This window comes from Pedobacter nutrimenti (assembly GCF_003208655.1).
In the GTDB taxonomy this organism is placed as follows: domain Bacteria; phylum Bacteroidota; class Bacteroidia; order Sphingobacteriales; family Sphingobacteriaceae; genus Pedobacter; species Pedobacter nutrimenti.
The window spans coordinates 685,879-702,120 of record NZ_QKLU01000003.1 but is presented as its reverse complement, the minus strand read 5'-3'; the positions used below and the strand labels follow the sequence as shown (position 1 = coordinate 702,120).

At 46.4% G+C, this 16,242-nt stretch carries 10 protein-coding genes; all 10 read right to left on the bottom strand.

The genetic code is table 11. The features are described 5' to 3' along the window. Positions 1-25: 25 nt before the first annotated feature. From B0O44_RS11160 to B0O44_RS11120, 10 genes are read right to left on the bottom strand one after another with little or no spacing between them, the layout of a single operon-like run. Entirely contained in the window at positions 26-1,207 is a 1,182-nt protein-coding gene (locus B0O44_RS11160; RefSeq protein WP_245943641.1) for a DUF2264 domain-containing protein, read from the bottom strand. A gap of 40 nt (positions 1,208-1,247) precedes the next feature. Next, positions 1,248-2,483, bottom strand: a complete 1,236-nt coding sequence (locus tag B0O44_RS11155; protein WP_110830274.1) for a glycoside hydrolase family 88 protein — start codon at positions 2,481-2,483, stop codon at positions 1,248-1,250. A 23-nt stretch (positions 2,484-2,506) separates the two neighbouring features. Then, a complete protein-coding gene (locus B0O44_RS11150) occupies positions 2,507-4,387 on the bottom strand; it encodes a heparinase II/III domain-containing protein (protein WP_110830271.1) in 1,881 nt (626 codons plus the stop codon). Between the two features lie 13 nt (positions 4,388-4,400). Next, positions 4,401-4,538 (bottom strand): hypothetical protein, encoded by a 138-nt coding sequence (locus B0O44_RS24985; RefSeq protein WP_170123316.1) that lies wholly within the window; start codon positions 4,536-4,538, stop codon positions 4,401-4,403. 15 nt (positions 4,539-4,553) lie between these two features. Further along, positions 4,554-6,602, bottom strand: a complete 2,049-nt coding sequence (locus tag B0O44_RS11145) for a glycoside hydrolase family 2 protein (RefSeq protein WP_110830268.1) — start codon at positions 6,600-6,602, stop codon at positions 4,554-4,556. A gap of 3 nt (positions 6,603-6,605) precedes the next feature. After that, positions 6,606-8,204 carry a discoidin domain-containing protein gene (locus B0O44_RS11140; RefSeq protein ID WP_110830265.1) on the bottom strand — a complete coding sequence of 533 codons (1,599 nt, stop codon included), beginning with the start codon at positions 8,202-8,204 and terminating at the stop codon, positions 6,606-6,608. A 31-nt stretch (positions 8,205-8,235) separates the two neighbouring features. Continuing rightward, entirely contained in the window at positions 8,236-9,657 is a 1,422-nt protein-coding gene (locus B0O44_RS11135) for a right-handed parallel beta-helix repeat-containing protein (RefSeq protein WP_170123315.1), read from the bottom strand. A gap of 30 nt (positions 9,658-9,687) precedes the next feature. Further along, positions 9,688-11,430 (bottom strand): RagB/SusD family nutrient uptake outer membrane protein, encoded by a 1,743-nt coding sequence (locus B0O44_RS11130; protein WP_110830260.1) that lies wholly within the window; start codon positions 11,428-11,430, stop codon positions 9,688-9,690. Between the two features lie 19 nt (positions 11,431-11,449). Continuing rightward, a complete protein-coding gene (locus tag B0O44_RS11125; RefSeq protein ID WP_110830258.1) occupies positions 11,450-14,536 on the bottom strand; it encodes a SusC/RagA family TonB-linked outer membrane protein in 3,087 nt (1,028 codons plus the stop codon). A 40-nt stretch (positions 14,537-14,576) separates the two neighbouring features. Further along, positions 14,577-16,238, bottom strand: a complete 1,662-nt coding sequence (locus B0O44_RS11120; protein ID WP_110830255.1) for a RagB/SusD family nutrient uptake outer membrane protein — start codon at positions 16,236-16,238, stop codon at positions 14,577-14,579. Between the last annotated feature and the right edge of the window lie 4 nt (positions 16,239-16,242).

Below are 16,242 nucleotides of genomic sequence, written 5' to 3'. Positions count from 1 at the left end.
CCGGTCCCTGGAGGGGTTTGTATATCTAATCTGAAATGGAATGGTCAATATCCACAGCCATTCCTTTCCATAACTTTTTAGCCGTCCAATCTTCGTCCCTGCCCTGCCAGAAAGGGTCCGAAGCCGGTAATCCCAGCACCAAAAACACTTCTGAACACAGATAAAGGCTTCCGGTCGAAATATAGCTTTCGCCCAGTCCGGGCTGGTGCCCGGCCATTCCAATTTGCAGCCAGCCCTGCCGGTCAAAAGTCCCGGGCATTTCTAGCTGTTTTTTCACCACCGTATACAAGGCACTGCGAACCTGGGCCGGGGCAATTCCCTTGGGCAACTGCCGCATCAGGCTCACCTGGGCCAGGAGCTGAAAAGCCCCGAAACGGTAGGCCAGCGAACGTCCCAGTGGCGGATAAGTGCCTTCGGGTGAAATCATTCTTTCCTGGACCGCCGCATAACGTTTGGCCCGCTTTAAAACAAGTTGATGACTTTTCTTTTGCAGTGTATCCCCCTGGGACAAAACCTTTGTGACCTCCAGTAACATGGGCTGGATCACAAAACTATTGTAATAGTCCCAATGAAAATCCGCGCCGTCTCCGTAAGCGCCATCTCCTTTATACCACGGACCCAAGTGCTGTTTGAGGGCAACGTCAATCGGTTTGGTATCAGCGGTCCCTTCAAAATGCATAATGGCGGCCTCGACCTCGGCACTAAAAAGCAGCCAGTTGTTCTGATGTGCTTTAATGACCCTTGAGGATTTCAGTGCTGTCAGGACATTGGCCCTGGTGCCTGCATCGAGCCGGCCCCACAGCTGTACCGGGGCACGGAGCAAAGCCTGTGCAAAAAAAGCAGCGTCTACCAAAGGCTGGCTCCCCTGATTAAAATTCATATAATCCGCAGCTGCAGGATTGGTGGCATGGTCTATACCTTTTAAAACCAGGAGAATATATTTTTCCCGGAGCCGGCCTTCGTCACTGTCATCCGGTCCAAGCTCCAGCCAGGGTGCCATACCTGCAATCAATCGTCCAAAAGCTTCCAGGTGTGTACTTTTTTTTCGTTCTTCAGGGTCTTTTGCTTCCACCGGCATTTGCTTTTTCAGCTCGTTGCGGCTTAAGGAATTCAACACAGGATCTGCAATGCGCAACATGGCTTGTACCATATAAGCCCGTTCTTTTTCTCCATCAGACTGGGCTTTTAAACCTTGGCATGTTAACATCGCCAACGCAAAACACCCTATTGCTCTTTTAACATTCATGTTATTTATAATTTTTCAGCCTTAACAAAGCCTCCAGGTAATAGTAATCGGCATAAATCAGGGGAACATCTATTTCTTCTCCGTGGGGGAAACTCCCTGTACAATGACGGATCAGGAAATGGTTGTTGCTGCCTGCTTTTGCCAGGTATACCGGACTGCTGAGCGCCTGAAGCATTTGTATGGCGTTTTGTTTATAGAATTCCTTCTTTTTACCTGCATAGGTACTGAGCTCCAGCAAGGCAGAACTGACAATAGCCGCTGCCGAGGCATCTCTGGGCGGCACCGCATCATCTGCCGGACGATAGGCCCAGTCGGGCTGATAGCCCTTCTCATTGACGTTAAAATCCCAGTAAGGAATTTTATCTGCAGGAAGATTTGGATGTCCCAGAAAAAAATCGGCCAGTTTCATGGCGGTTTTCAAAAAACGCTCGTCTTTGGTTTCCCTGTACACCATGGTAAAACCATAAATGGCCCAGGCCTGTCCCCTGGCCCAGGTGGAATTGTCGGCATAACCCTGACAGGTCTGGCGGTTCAGCACCTTTCCGGTATGTTCATCGTAGTTGATCACATGGTAAGTACTGTAATCGGGCCTGATGTGGTCCCTCATGGTGTTTTCTGCATGTTTAATGGCAATTTTCCGGTAACTGCTGTCACCGCTTAATTTTGTTGCTGCAAAAAGCAGTTCCAGGTTCATCATATTGTCAATAATGACCGGATAATGCCACATGGTTTTCCCGTCCCAGGATAATCGCTGGTTCCAGGACCTGATGCTGCCTACTATCGGATTGTAGCGTTTGGAAAGGGAACGGGCCGATTCTATCAGTACATCTTTGTATTCCGGCTTTCCTGTTAAACGCAGGCCATTACCATAGCTGCAGTACATCATAAAACCCAGGTCGTGGTTGCTGGTATTAAACTGGTTTTTTTCCAGTGAGGCCGTCCATTCCATCGCCTTTTTTTTCCATAACGGCTTTTTGGTGTATTCATAGAGGTACCATAGGTTTCCCGGCCAGAAACCACCGGTCCAATCCAGAATACTTACATATTTTAAGCGCCCGTCTTTTGCAGTGGTACGCGGATATTTACTCAGGTCACGGGCCTGCTCCAGCAGCTGCGTATACTGCAGCTGGGCCAGTGCATAACCTTTATGGGTCAGGGGCTGGCCAAACACCGGTTTCAATGGCAGCAGCAAAGCTGCCAGTATAAAAAAAGACTTTAATTTTAAGGATATCTTCATGTGAAATTTTTCTGATCTTAGGCCTATTCAGGCCATTTTGAAAGCGCTGGTATAGGTAATTTAATTTTTTTTCTGTCGGTTTTTCCCGGGATAAGTAAAACCGTTAATGCCTGCCTGGAGCCTGGGGGCAGTTTCAGTTCAAAACCGACCATGCGCATTCCGGGGTTTGGGGCATCAAAGTCTTTTTTCGCGTCTGCCGACCAGGTTTTCATTAAGGGATGAAAAGGCTCTGCAACCTGCAAGGTTAAGGTTTTGCCGTCTTTGCTCAGCTCGGCCGTATTTTTTCCCGTAATTTGCACCTGGGCTGCAGTCATCATAGACCAGCGCACCGTAACACTATCGGTAGCCGTTGCCAGTTCGTCCCTAACCACAACATAACTGTCATCAACAATGGCAATACCCCTTTTCAGGCCGGACAAGGCCGGACTATAAAGACTGCCCAGTTCTGCCACTGCATTTTTAAAATCTGTTTTTGCGCTGTGGCTCACCAGCACCGCTGAACCTTTTGCATTTTGCAAACCATCATTAACAATCAGGGTATTGTGGGCATAATTGGTGTACCTGAAAATCTGCCAGCGCTGGGAGTTCTGGGCATAGTTCCACAAATCAACACCCTTGGATTCCAGGGATTCATAATCCTGCATGCCCAGATCTGCCGCCCAGCGTACCCCATCTGCTTCCATTACAAAGGAACCTGCATCCATATGGGCATGGCTTAATGATGGTGATCCGCCTTTGAAACCTACAAATATGGCCTGAGGGTCTGTCCAGGAACTGCGCATTAAAGCCACCGGATTGGGGCCTGTTCCCAACCAAACCTTTTGTTGTGGCGGAGGGATTTTGGATAGCTTTTCCGCCCTGCCCCAAACCATCACTGCCGGCAGAAGCCGGTTTTTTAAAGGCATGTCGGCGGCCAGCTGCTGCATGGATGCCCAAAGCAGCGAAGACTGTTTTGTTTTTCCGGTAAACCAGAACATGGCCGGATTAAATTCAGGGTTGGTACCGCTGTCTGAATAATTATAGGGTTTGCCACTGGGTCCGGTCATATTTTCCAGGTAAGCTGCCGTTTTCAGAAAACCAGGTTTTTCGGTTAAACCAAAATCTTTACCATAATTGCTTTCCAGAGCACTGATGAGCATTACATTAAAAGTTGTTCCGTACTCCCAGTAGCTATAGCCTTCGGGGTAAGCCCCATCGGGGGCATATTGTTTCATGGGCAGGTCCACGCTCTGTATAGCGCGGTTAATTATATTCTGGGATAAATCCGGGTGATCTTCATAAGTAGCAAGAGCCCCGTAAAGCATCCCTGCATTACAAACCTGGTTCCAGTTATTGGTATTTCTAAGCCAGCTGCTGTAGTTTTTTTCCAGGGAAGGTTCCATTCCTTTTTTTAAAATGGCTTCCCTGATGACCTTCCGAGAACTTTCTGGCAAGCCGTTGTAAAGCCAATCGTAGCCGATGGACATGGCCAGGGTCATTTCCGCAACATCCAAAAAATGACTTGGGTTCCAGTCGTCAAAAGCAGCCACAGCCAACATTTCCTGCCCCGCCCTTTGCAGGTATTTTTCATCTTTTGTTGTCCTGTACGCATAAGAAAGATAAAATATACGGCGGAGACATTCCCTGGAAACGCTCAGCAACCTTCTTCCAATTTTTACCTTTTGCATTGGCGGACGGTCCAGCATCGCCTGACAATCTTTTAAAATAGACTCATGGATTTTTTTCCAGGAAGGGTCCGTATCAATATTGGCTAGGATTTCTTTTTCCTGGCCTGCAAGGCATAGCAATCTGGGGTGTGCAGGTAATTTTTCTGTGCCCTTAGGCAAAACCACCTGTGCACTGACCCAGCCTATGCTCAGAAGCATCAGCAAACTGAGGGTTTTAAAAAAACTGATCGTTTTCATCGTCTATCTATTTTCAGATTTGTTCCAATTTTCTGCCACCGGGCGCCCCGCAATACAAGGGATACCCAACCGTGCTGCCATACTTTGTACCGGCTGCTGCCGGTAAAGCAATATACAGAACTTTTAGCTGATCTTTTTTTTGATGTTTCATGGCCTGGTCATTGATTTATTTAAGGGCCCAGGTACAGGAATCGGTGAGGGTTTTTCCATCGACAGTTCCTTTGACCAGGATCTTGTTGTGGCCTTTGCCCAGCAAAATATTGTTCCAGTGCAGGGTGTTCATTTCATCTGGATTTTGTTTTCCAATGGGCTTCCCATTGACCCATAACATTACATTTTTCAGGTTGCTGAATACTTTTATATTGCATAAGTTTTTTTTGCGTTCGGTATTCCTTCGCTCTGCGATGTACAGCATAGGCTGAGGGTTCCAGTTGGCTTTGTAAAAATAAAAAGCATCTTTTTTAATCTTCCTGTCATAAGTAACCAGCCCTTTATCGTTCATTCCTTTCTCATCGCCTTCAGTGCGGATGGAAGAGCCGAAATCGGCCAGGACCCAGATAAATTTACCCCATATAAAAGGGCGTTTTTTTAGTTCGGACCAGTGCTTTTCGTGGAAAGCCGTTTGCCATTCTTCGGGGTGGAATGGTCCTTTGGCCACTGGGGCTGTCAATTCTTCGGTATGTTTAAAAGGACTGGCCCCTGCCCCGTATTCACTAATGGCAATGGGTTTTAATGGCAAGGCCTGATGGACCTGGTCGGCCCAACTTCCAATTTGCTGAAAATCCCCGCCATACCAGCCCATATATTTATTCCAGGCCATCAGGTCGGTCAAGGTGGTAAACTCATGGGTTCCAAGATTAGAGGCCAGGGTGGTCAGACGTCCAGGATCTTCCTTTTTGGCCAGTTCATTTAAGCTGGCAATAAATGGAACAGGATCGTCGTATTTGAAATTCAACTCATTGAATAATCCCCAGAAACAAACCGAAGGGTGGTTGTAGTTTTGCCGGATCAATTCAGTTAAGGACTGGCGGATGTTGTTTTCCAGCTCCGCATCCCTCACATAACCTGCCCCGGTATAACCACCCGGACCTACAAAAGGAATTTCGGACCATAAAATCAGACCGTTCTGGTCGCAAAGCTCATAAAAACGTTTGCTGTGCGGATAGTGGGTTAACCTTACCGCCGTTGCCCCCAATTCCCGGATCAGTGTCATGTCGAGTTCCTGGTCCTGATCGCTTAACGCAGAACCCTTTCCTGAAACATCTTCATGCCGCCCGACCCCATAAAGGTCCAGGTATTTTCCGTTCAGAAAAAACCCTTTATTGGGGTCTACGCTAAAATAACGCAGGCCAAGGGGTTGCCAGACTTCATCGATGACTTTTTGATCCTGCAGCAACTGGACCTGCACCTGGTACAGGTAAGGGTCGGCCTTTGCGTTCCATAGGTGCGGTTTTTCAACCTGCAGGTTTTGCAGTACTTCTGCTTCCTTTACCGGGCTGAGGCTGCTGATGATTTCCTGTTTTGCGGCATCATAAATGGTGGTTTTCAGCTGTAAACCTGCAGTCGTTTTTAACGACAGTTTACTGAAAACTTCAATTTTTGCCATTTGCCCGGATACTTCTTTTTGCCGGAGGTAAACTCCTGGTGAACCATAATCCAGCGGAGTGATGCAGTTTTGTGCTGTAACCAGCAGAGAAACCGGACGATGGATGCCACCATAACTGTTAAAATCACCATGCAGGGGGATCACATCTAAACGGTAGGCATTACTGACCTGTACCATAATGGAGTTCTGACCAGCTTTGACCGCATCGGTAATTTCTACTGCAAAGCCGGTATAGCCCCCTTTATGCTCGGCCAGCATTTTCCGGTTGACAAAAATAGCGGCCACATTGTTCACGCCTTCAAAATAAAGGAACAGGCGCTTACCAGCCCATTCCTTTTTAACCTCAATGTTTTTTTCATAAACAGCCGAAGTTCTTTTGTAATCGGCAACGCCTTCCAAAACTTCTGCAGCATTCCAGGTATGGGGCAGGTTCACGGGTTGTTTTTTTATACCCTGTTCAAAATTATAACTGAAGTAAAACTGCCAGTCCTGGTTCAACGAAATGTTTTGTCTTCCATCAGGAGCAAATGCAGCAGGCTTTGCCGCCTTGCTGCCGAACTGAAAAAAAAAGAAAAGAAGAAGGATAAAAATATTTTTCTGAGGATACATAAATTAGTTTTTGTAAAGGCCTATTTCTGCAAATTGGGCGAACTGCTCTCCGTCCCAGCTCGATTTGGCCAGTAGTTTAATGTAGCGGAAGGTCAGCGTAGAAGGAAAAGCAAAATTCTGAACCGAACCCAGTTTAGGGATCTGATAACTGGCTGCAAGACTGAAATTGATTCCATCATTGCTGTACAGGATATCTGCATCTTTAATGGCCCTTCGGTCGGCATTCAGAATCGTAAATCCATCCAGGCTTTGCTGCAGGCCAATATCAATGGTAATGAAATGGGGATAACTTGCCGCTGGTGCCACCGACCATTGGCTGTGCCATCCGGTAGACAGGTTGTTGTCAATCACATTCATGGCCGGCGAGGTCGTTTGCTGAGAACTGTATGCGGCAATGCTCCAGGTACTTTTACTGATTTCGTTTTTAGAACTGAACTCCAGCACCGGTAAAGCATTGACAAATTTATAATTATAAGTGGCCTGGGTTACATTGCCATTTTCATGGACCAGCTTTAGCCGAAGTTCGTAAGGGCTTGCGTCTTTATACTTAAACTCGGAAATGGGCATTTCTACATAAAAACTGTCCAGGCCAATGGCCTTGGACTCCCAGGTGGTGGCATTATAGTCGTGGTTGACCCCGGTACCTTCGTTATTTACGTTCGGATCATTGTAGTAAACCACACTGGTTACTTTGGTATCTGTGCTGAACCTTCCCGAGAGGACTATTGCCGCCTTATTTGCATCGTAATCTGCATGAATTTTGGTCAACCGGGCATTAACGGTTCCGTAATAAGTTTTACTGTCATTGTTAAAAATCTGGTTTACGTTCAAAATGGCGCAATCGGTAGCGGTCAGAAAAGTTTTTGATTTTCCGAGCGTTCCGTTTCCGGCCCACATTAAAGCCATGCCCAAGGTCACATTTTCAGAGACTTTCTGACAATTGTGCGGCAGGTTTAAACCATGGCCAAGTTCATGCACCATGCCTCCGAACCATACACTGAAACGATTGCCCTCGGTATCACTTTTGCCCAGGTTTTTGATGTCCATCCCTTCGTAGTCCAGCGCAAAACACCATTTGCCCAAACCAAAAAAAGGCCCGCCACTTGGGGTACCATCAGCTTTAAAAGAATAGCGAGGCAAAATGACCAGCGTATGCTCGCTGGTTTTTTCTCCGGGATGGGCTGCAAAATAAGCGTTCACTTCGGCCTGTACATTGCCCGCACCACTGGAATAAGAATATTCCGTTTTTGCTTTGGTGCCCCTGATGGTTATAATTTTTACCCGGCTCCCGGTTCCGTTGGTGTACAAACCAAAGGTTTTGTCGCCATATCCGTTCCGGTTCATTTCGGACTTAAAGAAATCCCTTGTCCAGAGCATCAGCTCACTTAAACGTTTCTGATAGCCGGTAAGGGTATCCAGGTCATTGGGTACAAAATAAATGAGGTTCAGGTTGCGGGCCTGGGGGCTGGTGTATACCGTATCGCTTGCTGCATCTGCCAGGGCAAGGGCCTCCAGTTTGGCGTTGCTTTGCAGATCGGCTTTTTTACAAGACATTAAACTGGCTCCCGCCAGCAAAGTGATGGTTAAAAATTTAGTGATCATAGGGTTCTTTTTATAGGGTGATGATGTTGTTTTATAGCCCGTTTTCTTTCAGGAATTTCCAGGGAAATTCTTTGCGGTTTTTCTTTAGCCCTTCATTTTTTCCTTCGCTCTTGCCTAGCAGTCTTTCGCGCCCCTCAATATTTCCTTTAAAGGAATTTCCAATCCAGCGGACTGCCTCGTACTGTTTTGCTGACTTAGTGAAAACACCCCGGGTGCCGTTTCTATAGTCAAACTCGTTGTTTTCAAAAACAATGTTTTTGGCAATACCATGCTCAATATCCAACAGTTCTATTTTTTTTGGATCTTTTGAATTGTTGTAAAACACATTACCATATACCTGTGTGCTGTCGGTGACCAGTGCAAAATTGAATAGCCGGCGGCGGTTGTTTCCGTCATTGATACTCAGGTTATTGCGAATAATGCTATTGGTGGTCATTTTACTTTTCTCATTGATCGCATCGGAAATTACCAGCATAAAACCACCTTCATTGTCGTGACTGTAATTGTTCTGGATAATGGTATTGCTGCAATTGCCATCTATGTCAAAAGACTGCCCGTCATTGGCAAAATTTATGTTTTTGGTGAAGGCGACTTCATTAAACTGGATCAGCGTATTGTCACTGCTGTGCGGCCAGATGCCCACTGCATTGTCCTTTGCCCTGGTCCGTGTGTAGAATAGTTTGTTGTGTTCCACAAGCGAGCCATCAAAGGCTTTGATGACAATCCCGTCCCCTCCTATATCTTCCAGGGTACAACCGCGAATCACCAGGTTTTTATTGGGAAACCAATTGGTCCTGAAACCGAAAGTCCCGTTGCCCCTGATGCCGTTGCGGTCTACCCGCAGCAGCCTGCAGTTTTCAATCAGCAGGTTTTCAATATTACTTGGTTTGGGGCCCTGACAATCCCAGAAAATTCCGTTTCCTTCGTTGCTGCCTTTTTTATTGTCGCCGTTAATATCGTGAATGTAAAGGTTCGATAAACGGATGTTGGAAATGGTCCCAATATTTTCTGAAAGAATGCGTACCCCCACAGGGCCTGTTTTCTGCTCATTGACCAGACTGTCTTTGTTCGATAAATCAAAATATTCCAGGGCAATATTACTGCTGTTTTTAATCAGCACCACATCCTTAAATTTTCCCTGAGCTGAAATGGCAGGCAGATTGCCTTTACCATAGGCACTAAACAGAATGGGATTTTCCTTTGTCCCCGAACCGCTGGGCAAAAGCTGCCCTGTCCACTGGCCGCCTCTTTTAAAGTAGATCTGGTCACCGGCTTTAAAAACGACCGAATTGACCTTGTCCAATGATTTCCAGGCTTGTTTTTCGGATGTTCCGGACCAGGCATCATTGCCCAGTCCGTTATCCACATAATATTTGTTTTGCGCCCGAAGTTGGTTTGCAGACAGGCAAAGCATTCCCAAAACCAACAGCCCGGCACTTATAGATTTATTCATGTTCATTTTTATTTATTTAAACATAGTCATTTACCAGCCCGGGTTCTGCATCAGTTTAGGTGATTTGGCAATTTCCGATTCTGGTATCGGGAAAAGATAAAACGCTGGCCGGAAAGCATGAGGTTTCAGGTCAATCACTTCATAACTGAAGTTATTCCCATTTTTAGTGATTTTCATTCCCCTTGACATGGCATTATCTGTAACTTCTGCAATTTTCCATCTTCTTACGTCCCATAAACGGTGCTCTTCCAGGGCAAGTTCCACACGGCGTTCGTTTTGAATCAGCAAACGCATGTCTTCCTTACTCATTCCGGGCTTTAAACCATAATTACCGGAAGTTCCTGCTAAAATACCTGCCCTTCTTCTGATTTGCACCAGTGCATTGTACACTTCACTGACCGGTCCCTGGTATTCGTTGAGTGCCTCTGCATAATTCAGCAGAATTTCAGCGTAGCGGATTAAAGGATAACAGCGGTCTGTATTGCCGCCCCCATCTTCAATCATCATTTTTCTCCAGTAATAGCCCGAAATGGCAATCGGGCCTGTAGCTGCCGGACCGTCCGGACTTGCCCCTACATAGGTGTTGACCGCAACCATGGCATTACTGCTGGATAAAAAGAATTTAGAGCCATTGTAAATGACACTATTGCCAAATCGCGGGTCCCTTTTTACATAAGGATCATTCGGGTTATAACCTGAAGCAGGGTCGGTAATCGGCAAACCATTTTCCATTCCAAAAGCATCTACCATACCCTGGGTAGGTACGCTGGATTTTCCGGCACTGGTCCTGGAAGTTGGCAACAGGTTGTTTTCATATTCCCGGTTGGGCGCTTTCATGGCCGCAAACAAATATTCATTGTTGTAACGCTTTAGGAAAACACTGTAAAAACCATAGCCCATACGGGTGGAATTGTCTTCCAGCAAACTGTAGCTGCCCGAACTGATGATGTCTTTTGCAGCCTGCGCAGCTTTGTTCCATCGCTCAGGATCGGCACTGGGGTAGCCGGTGATATTTTTCAGGTTTCCATCTGTCGCAATTCCGCCACCATTAAACAAGGGGCTGGCCGCATACAGCAACATTCTTGATTTTAGTCCCATGCAGGCGCCCTTGGTTACCCTGCCATAATCCTGCTGCAGCTGACCGGCAAAAGTGGGCAGGTCATTTGCCGCCGCATCGCATTCACTAACGATATAATTTACACAATCGCCATAGCTGGAACGCGGCAGGTCGATGTTATCGGTAGCGACATAGGTGACGTCTCCAATCAGGGGAACCCCACCATACACCTTAACCAGCTGAAAGTAATACCAGGCCCTTAAAAAACGGGCCTCTGCTTTAAACTGTCTTTTCAAACCCGCACTTAAAGGACTTTTGTCTACATCTTTTAAAAAGACATTGGCCCTGCGGATGTTTTCCCAGGGTGTTTTCCAGTTGTTGAGGACTTGCACTTGTTTGCTCACATTGGTACTGGAGGCCGAAAGGGCCCCGCTGGCCATTAAAATGGCATCGTTCTGTGGACCAGTGTAACGCACTGGAATGGCCTCATCGGCCAGGACCGGATGACCACCACCTTCCCACCTGTTGGCATCAAAATTAAAACCCACCTCTGTATAGATCCTGGTCAGGAAAGCAATGGTCCTTACACTATCTGTAAAAGTAGTTTGTTCATTCAGGTCACTGGGTTGCTTTGCATCCAGGAAACCTCCTTTTTTGCAGGCCCCTGCAGAGATCAGCAGGACGGCCATAAGCAGGTATATCGTTTTTATCTTCATGAGCTGAAAATTTTAAATGTTATAATGAAAATGATGCTCCAAAATTGTAAATGCGCTGGTTCGGATAGGCAGTAATGGCCCCGGTATTGATAATACCTCCTGAAGCATTTACAGATTCGGGATCCGCCTGGTAAAATTTATCGACATTGGTCCAGGTGAGCAGGTTATAACCATTGGCATATACCCTGACCCCCTTCAGACCGATTTTTTTGATCCATCGGGAAGGCAACTGGTAGCCCACCTCCATGGTTTTCAGGCGCAGGTATTTGGCATCTATCAACCAGAAATCCGAAGGAGAAACATTGGCCCTGCTGATGGTGCTGTTGGTGCCCAGTAACGGAAATTTCGCGTTATTGCCCAGTTCAGGTGTCCAGGCCTGCAGGTGAATGGGTTGAAAATTAGCACTCAAAGCCTCTATCGCTTCCGAAGCAAAATACATGCTGTATCCAAATGACCCCTGCATCAGCATGCTGAAACTAAATCCTTTATAACTGAAACCAAGTGTTAGTCCAAGGGTGGTGCTGGGCAGGTTCGGGTGCCCAATGGCCCTTTGGTCAAGGGCATCTATAATCCCGTCGCCGTTCAGGTCTTTGTATTTAATGTCACCGGGTTTAATGCTTGTGGTGGGTTTGGCACTGTTTGCAATATCTGCCGCATCCTGATAAAAACCGTCAAAAATGTATCCAAAGCCCTGACCAATAGATTGTCCGGTACGGGCCAGCCATGGATAACGCGGATTGGCCTCATCCCTGAATATAATTTTGTTTTTTGCATAAGAAAAAGTCCCCCTTAAAAAATACTGGAAATCCTTAATGTTGCTGCGGTAATTGATTTCCCCGTCCCATCCCCTGTTGTTTACTTTTCCAAGGTTCACCGGAGGCAAACCAATACCTACAATTAGAGGTACACTTGCCCTTGCGGTTAAGATGTCGTAACGGTTATTGTTAAAATAATCGACGGTAAAAGAGAGCTTACCTCCAAACATGGATACGTCCAATCCTACATCGGCTTTCTTTTCTTTTTCCCAGGTAATGTTGTCATTTCCCAGTGCGCCTTCTTTTATTCCATTGTAGTTGTTGTGCTGTTGTCCAAAAGAATAACTGCCGTCATTGGTATACACCTGATCGTACACAAATTTAGAGTCGCCAATATTATCCGATCCAACAAGCCCGTAAGATCCCCGGATTTTAAATAAGTTGACCACCGGGATGTTCTTTTTGAAAAAGGATTCTTCGGCAATGTTCCATCCCGCAGACAGGGCCGGGAACCAGCCATAACGTTTCTGTCCAACAAATTTATCGGTCCCGTTATAGGCGGCATTAAATTCGAAGAGGTATTTCTGTTTAAAATCATAACCTGTCCTTAGGGTAATGCCCCTGAAATTTGCAGGAATACTGGATCCTGCTACCCCATTGTCGTTCTGGATGTAACTGTTCTGGTTATACAAAGCCAAGCCGTAAGCCCGGTGTGCACCAAAAGTATGGTCGTAATTTAAGGAAGCCTGGATATTGGTCGTTCTGGAAACCCCGCCCGCAGTACGGGTTAAGACATAAGCGGGCAAACGGTAAACAGTGGCATCTTTAGGGGTATAGGTATTGTTATCCGGATTGTAATAGTACTGCGGAAAATAAGTACTTGTCCTGCTCAGGCCCCTGGTATTGGTCTGGGAACTGGCATAGGAGATCAGCGCTTTTGCCGACAAACCTTCTGTCAGCATATCCAGTTTCTGGGTTCCGCCAAAAGTAATGTTCAGGTCGTTGTCAAAACTTCTGTTGTACCCTTGTGTGGCCAACCGGCCCACCACATTGGTTGAACTTAAAGCCGCATTGGTTCCATACGTACCGTCGGGATTGTATATCGGATAAGCAAACGGCGGCAGAAAATTATAACTGTAAATTTCCCCGATCAGGCCGTTGCTGTTTGGACTGTTGGTAATGGGTTCGTTGGTTTCACCAAAACGGCCGGTCATGTCCAAACGGAGGTTCAGGGTTTTGGTGGCCTGTATGTCTAAATTAGAACGAAAATTATAACGTTTATAATAATGGGTATTGTTGACCTCATTTTTGGCACTAAAATCTTTTAACGCACCATTTTGCCATAAATAGCCCAGAGAAACAAAATATTTTACGCTTTCGGTCCCGCCTGAAATGTCCAGATTGGTCCTGGAAATTAAAGCCGTCCGGTTCATCAGGGTATTGTACCAATCGACATCGGGATGACCGTAAGGATCAGTCCCGTTTTTAAACAATTCCAGGTCACGATCGGTAAAACGCTTGGTCTGATCGCTGTTTACCAATGCCTGGTTGGTGAGCACAGCCGCATCGTATGCACCCAGGAATTTTGGCGTAAAGGTTTTCTGCTGTAAACCCAATTCTGTTTTAAAATTAATAACCGGGGTACCGGATTGCCCCCGTCTGGTGGTAATGACCATTACGCCATTGGCCCCTTTTACCCCATAAATGGCAGTGGTAGAGGCATCTTTTAAAATTGAAATATTTTCGATCTCGTTCGGGTCCAGCTGGGCTACATCCGAATAGCTGTATTCAATATCATCTACAATAATCAAAGGCCTTTGTCCGGACGTATAACTGCTTACCCCACGGATAAAAAAGTCAGCACCATCTTTACCAGGCTGTCCGCTCCTTTGCTGGGAAAAGAAACCTGGCAAACGGCCGGCCAGGGTATTTTGCACACTGGCAGTTGGATTTTGCCTGATCTCTGAGGCATTAATGGAACTTACGGCCCCGGTATTGGTAATCTTTTTCTGTTTACCAAAACCAACCACCAGTACTTCTTCCAAACCTTTTGCATCTACAGCCAGGCTTATGGTAATGTCTTGCTTATTGCCCACATTCACTTCCTGGGAAATAAAACCAATGCTGCGGACCACAATTATTTTAGAGTTTCCTTTTAAGCTGAGTTTAAATGTACCGTCGGCTGCAGTCAGGGTACCGTTACTGGGCAGGTCCTTTTCGGTGACCGTAGCTCCGGGCAATACCCCGCCACTTTCACGGACCAGTCCCCTGATCACTTTATTTTGCTGGGCCAGAAGATATCCTGGTGCCAGAAAAAACAGTACAGCTATTATATATCGTATTCTTTGCATAACCTGAGTTTTGTTTGTTTCAAAAATGGAGCGGCAGTATTTACCAGCCCTGATTTTGGGTTAAGTTTGTGTTTTTTGTGATCTCGGAATAAGGGATGGGATAACTGTACATTTTAGCCGCATCAAAAGAAACCGTATTGGCCTCATAAGGTGCATAACTGAATACGCCCGGGCTGGTTTGCGTAATGCGCATCCCATGCAATTTTCCGTTCAATACATTTTCTGCAATTTTCCATCTTCTGATGTCCCAGAAACGCTGTTCTTCAAAAGCCATTTCCACCCTTCTTTCATGCCGGATCACATCCCTCATCTGCTCTTTGCTTAAAGCTGCCGACAGGGCAAAAGGGACCAGCCCGGCCCGCTGACGGATGTCTTCTATTGCTTTTTTAACTTCTGCTGTTGGCCCGGCGTATTCATTTTGTGCTTCCGCAAAATTTAGCAAGGTTTCTGCATAGCGAAAAATGACGGGGTTATGGGTCTGGTTGCTATAGGTGGTGGCGGTAGAAAAATCGGCCATAAATTTACGCATGTAATAGCCAGTACGCGTTTGGGTTACAATGCCGCCCGGCTTATCCAAACCGCCCTCAAAAGTCTGGACGGCCCGTTTGACCCACATCATCCCGTTATGAAATATGGTATTGTAAAAACGGGGATCACGGTTCACATAAGGATTGCCTGCACTATAACCCGAAGAAGGATCTGTAATGGCTTTTCCGTTTTTCATTTCAAAAGCATCCACCAGTTCCTGGGTCGGACTGGTTAAGCCATTACTGGCCACTGCATCGGTATAACCTACCGGTGCATTGTCTTTTTCCACCCCCTGGTTTACCGTCTTCTGAAAAGCCAGGATCACCTCTTTGTTTTTGCGGGTGGTAAACACGTTGAGGTACACACTTTCCAGGCCTATGCTGCTGCTGAGGTTCATCAGGTCTTTTGCTGCATTCGCTGCCAGCAGCCATTTGCCTGGGTCATTGCCCATGTTGTACAATGGACTGGCCATATACAAAAGCAAACGGGATTTTAAGGCCAGAGCAGCGGCTTTGGATGCCCTGCCTATATCGGCATCCTGTAGCGGATTTGGCCTCAGCTGGTCCTTCACCGCTTCAATTTCCGACAGAACATATTGTACGCATTCTTCCAGCGTATTTCTTTTTAGGGAAAGGTCATCATCTATGGTCAGGATCCGGTCGCCCAGCAAGGGTACGCCCCTGTAGCGTTTGATCAGTTCAAAATAAAACATGGCCCTTAAAAACCTGCTTTCAGCGATCCAGTAATTTTTTTCCGTGATCATAGATTGCTTAAAGGGCACTTTTCCTACGTTGGCCAAAAAAATATTTACTTTCCGGATGCCCGAATAGTTTTTGGCCCAGGCGTCGTCCACCACATTGGAACTACTGATTCTTCCATTGGTAAAAGCCTCAATGGTACTGGAGGTTTTGGAAGCAATGGCATCGTCACTTGCCGCATCCAGCACATCGTAGGTAGTGGTGGTCCCAAAAAGGTTTCCAATGCGGTTATAACCAGTTGGCAGTCCTGTATAAATATCATTCAGGAAGTTTTTGGCATAATTACCCAGGGAATCAGAAGGATCAAAAATGATCCCATCTGTCCATTTTTCCAGCGGGACCTGTTCAATATTGTTTTTCTTACAGGCGCTCAGGCACAGCAGCACACCAAGTAAGGTATATAGTATACTTTTCATACGA

Bases quoted from the DNA above. Each gene is read 5' to 3' on its own strand.
- B0O44_RS11130 (WP_110830260.1), bottom strand. From the start codon at position 11,430: ATGAAGATAAAAACGATATACCTGCTTATGGCCGTCCTGCTGATCTCT.
- B0O44_RS11140 (WP_110830265.1), bottom strand. From the start codon at position 8,204: ATGATCACTAAATTTTTAACCATCACTTTGCTGGCGGGAGCCAGTTTA.
- B0O44_RS11150 (WP_110830271.1), bottom strand. From the start codon at position 4,387: ATGAAAACGATCAGTTTTTTTAAAACCCTCAGTTTGCTGATGCTTCTG.
- B0O44_RS24985 (WP_170123316.1), bottom strand. From the start codon at position 4,538: ATGAAACATCAAAAAAAAGATCAGCTAAAAGTTCTGTATATTGCTTTA.
- B0O44_RS11125 (WP_110830258.1), bottom strand. From the start codon at position 14,536: ATGCAAAGAATACGATATATAATAGCTGTACTGTTTTTTCTGGCACCA.
- B0O44_RS11145 (WP_110830268.1), bottom strand. From the start codon at position 6,602: ATGTATCCTCAGAAAAATATTTTTATCCTTCTTCTTTTCTTTTTTTTT.
- B0O44_RS11155 (WP_110830274.1), bottom strand. From the start codon at position 2,483: ATGAAGATATCCTTAAAATTAAAGTCTTTTTTTATACTGGCAGCTTTG.
- B0O44_RS11135 (WP_170123315.1), bottom strand. From the start codon at position 9,657: ATGAATAAATCTATAAGTGCCGGGCTGTTGGTTTTGGGAATGCTTTGC.
- B0O44_RS11120 (WP_110830255.1), bottom strand. From the start codon at position 16,238: ATGAAAAGTATACTATATACCTTACTTGGTGTGCTGCTGTGCCTGAGC.
- B0O44_RS11160 (WP_245943641.1), bottom strand. From the start codon at position 1,207: ATGTTAACATGCCAAGGTTTAAAAGCCCAGTCTGATGGAGAAAAAGAA.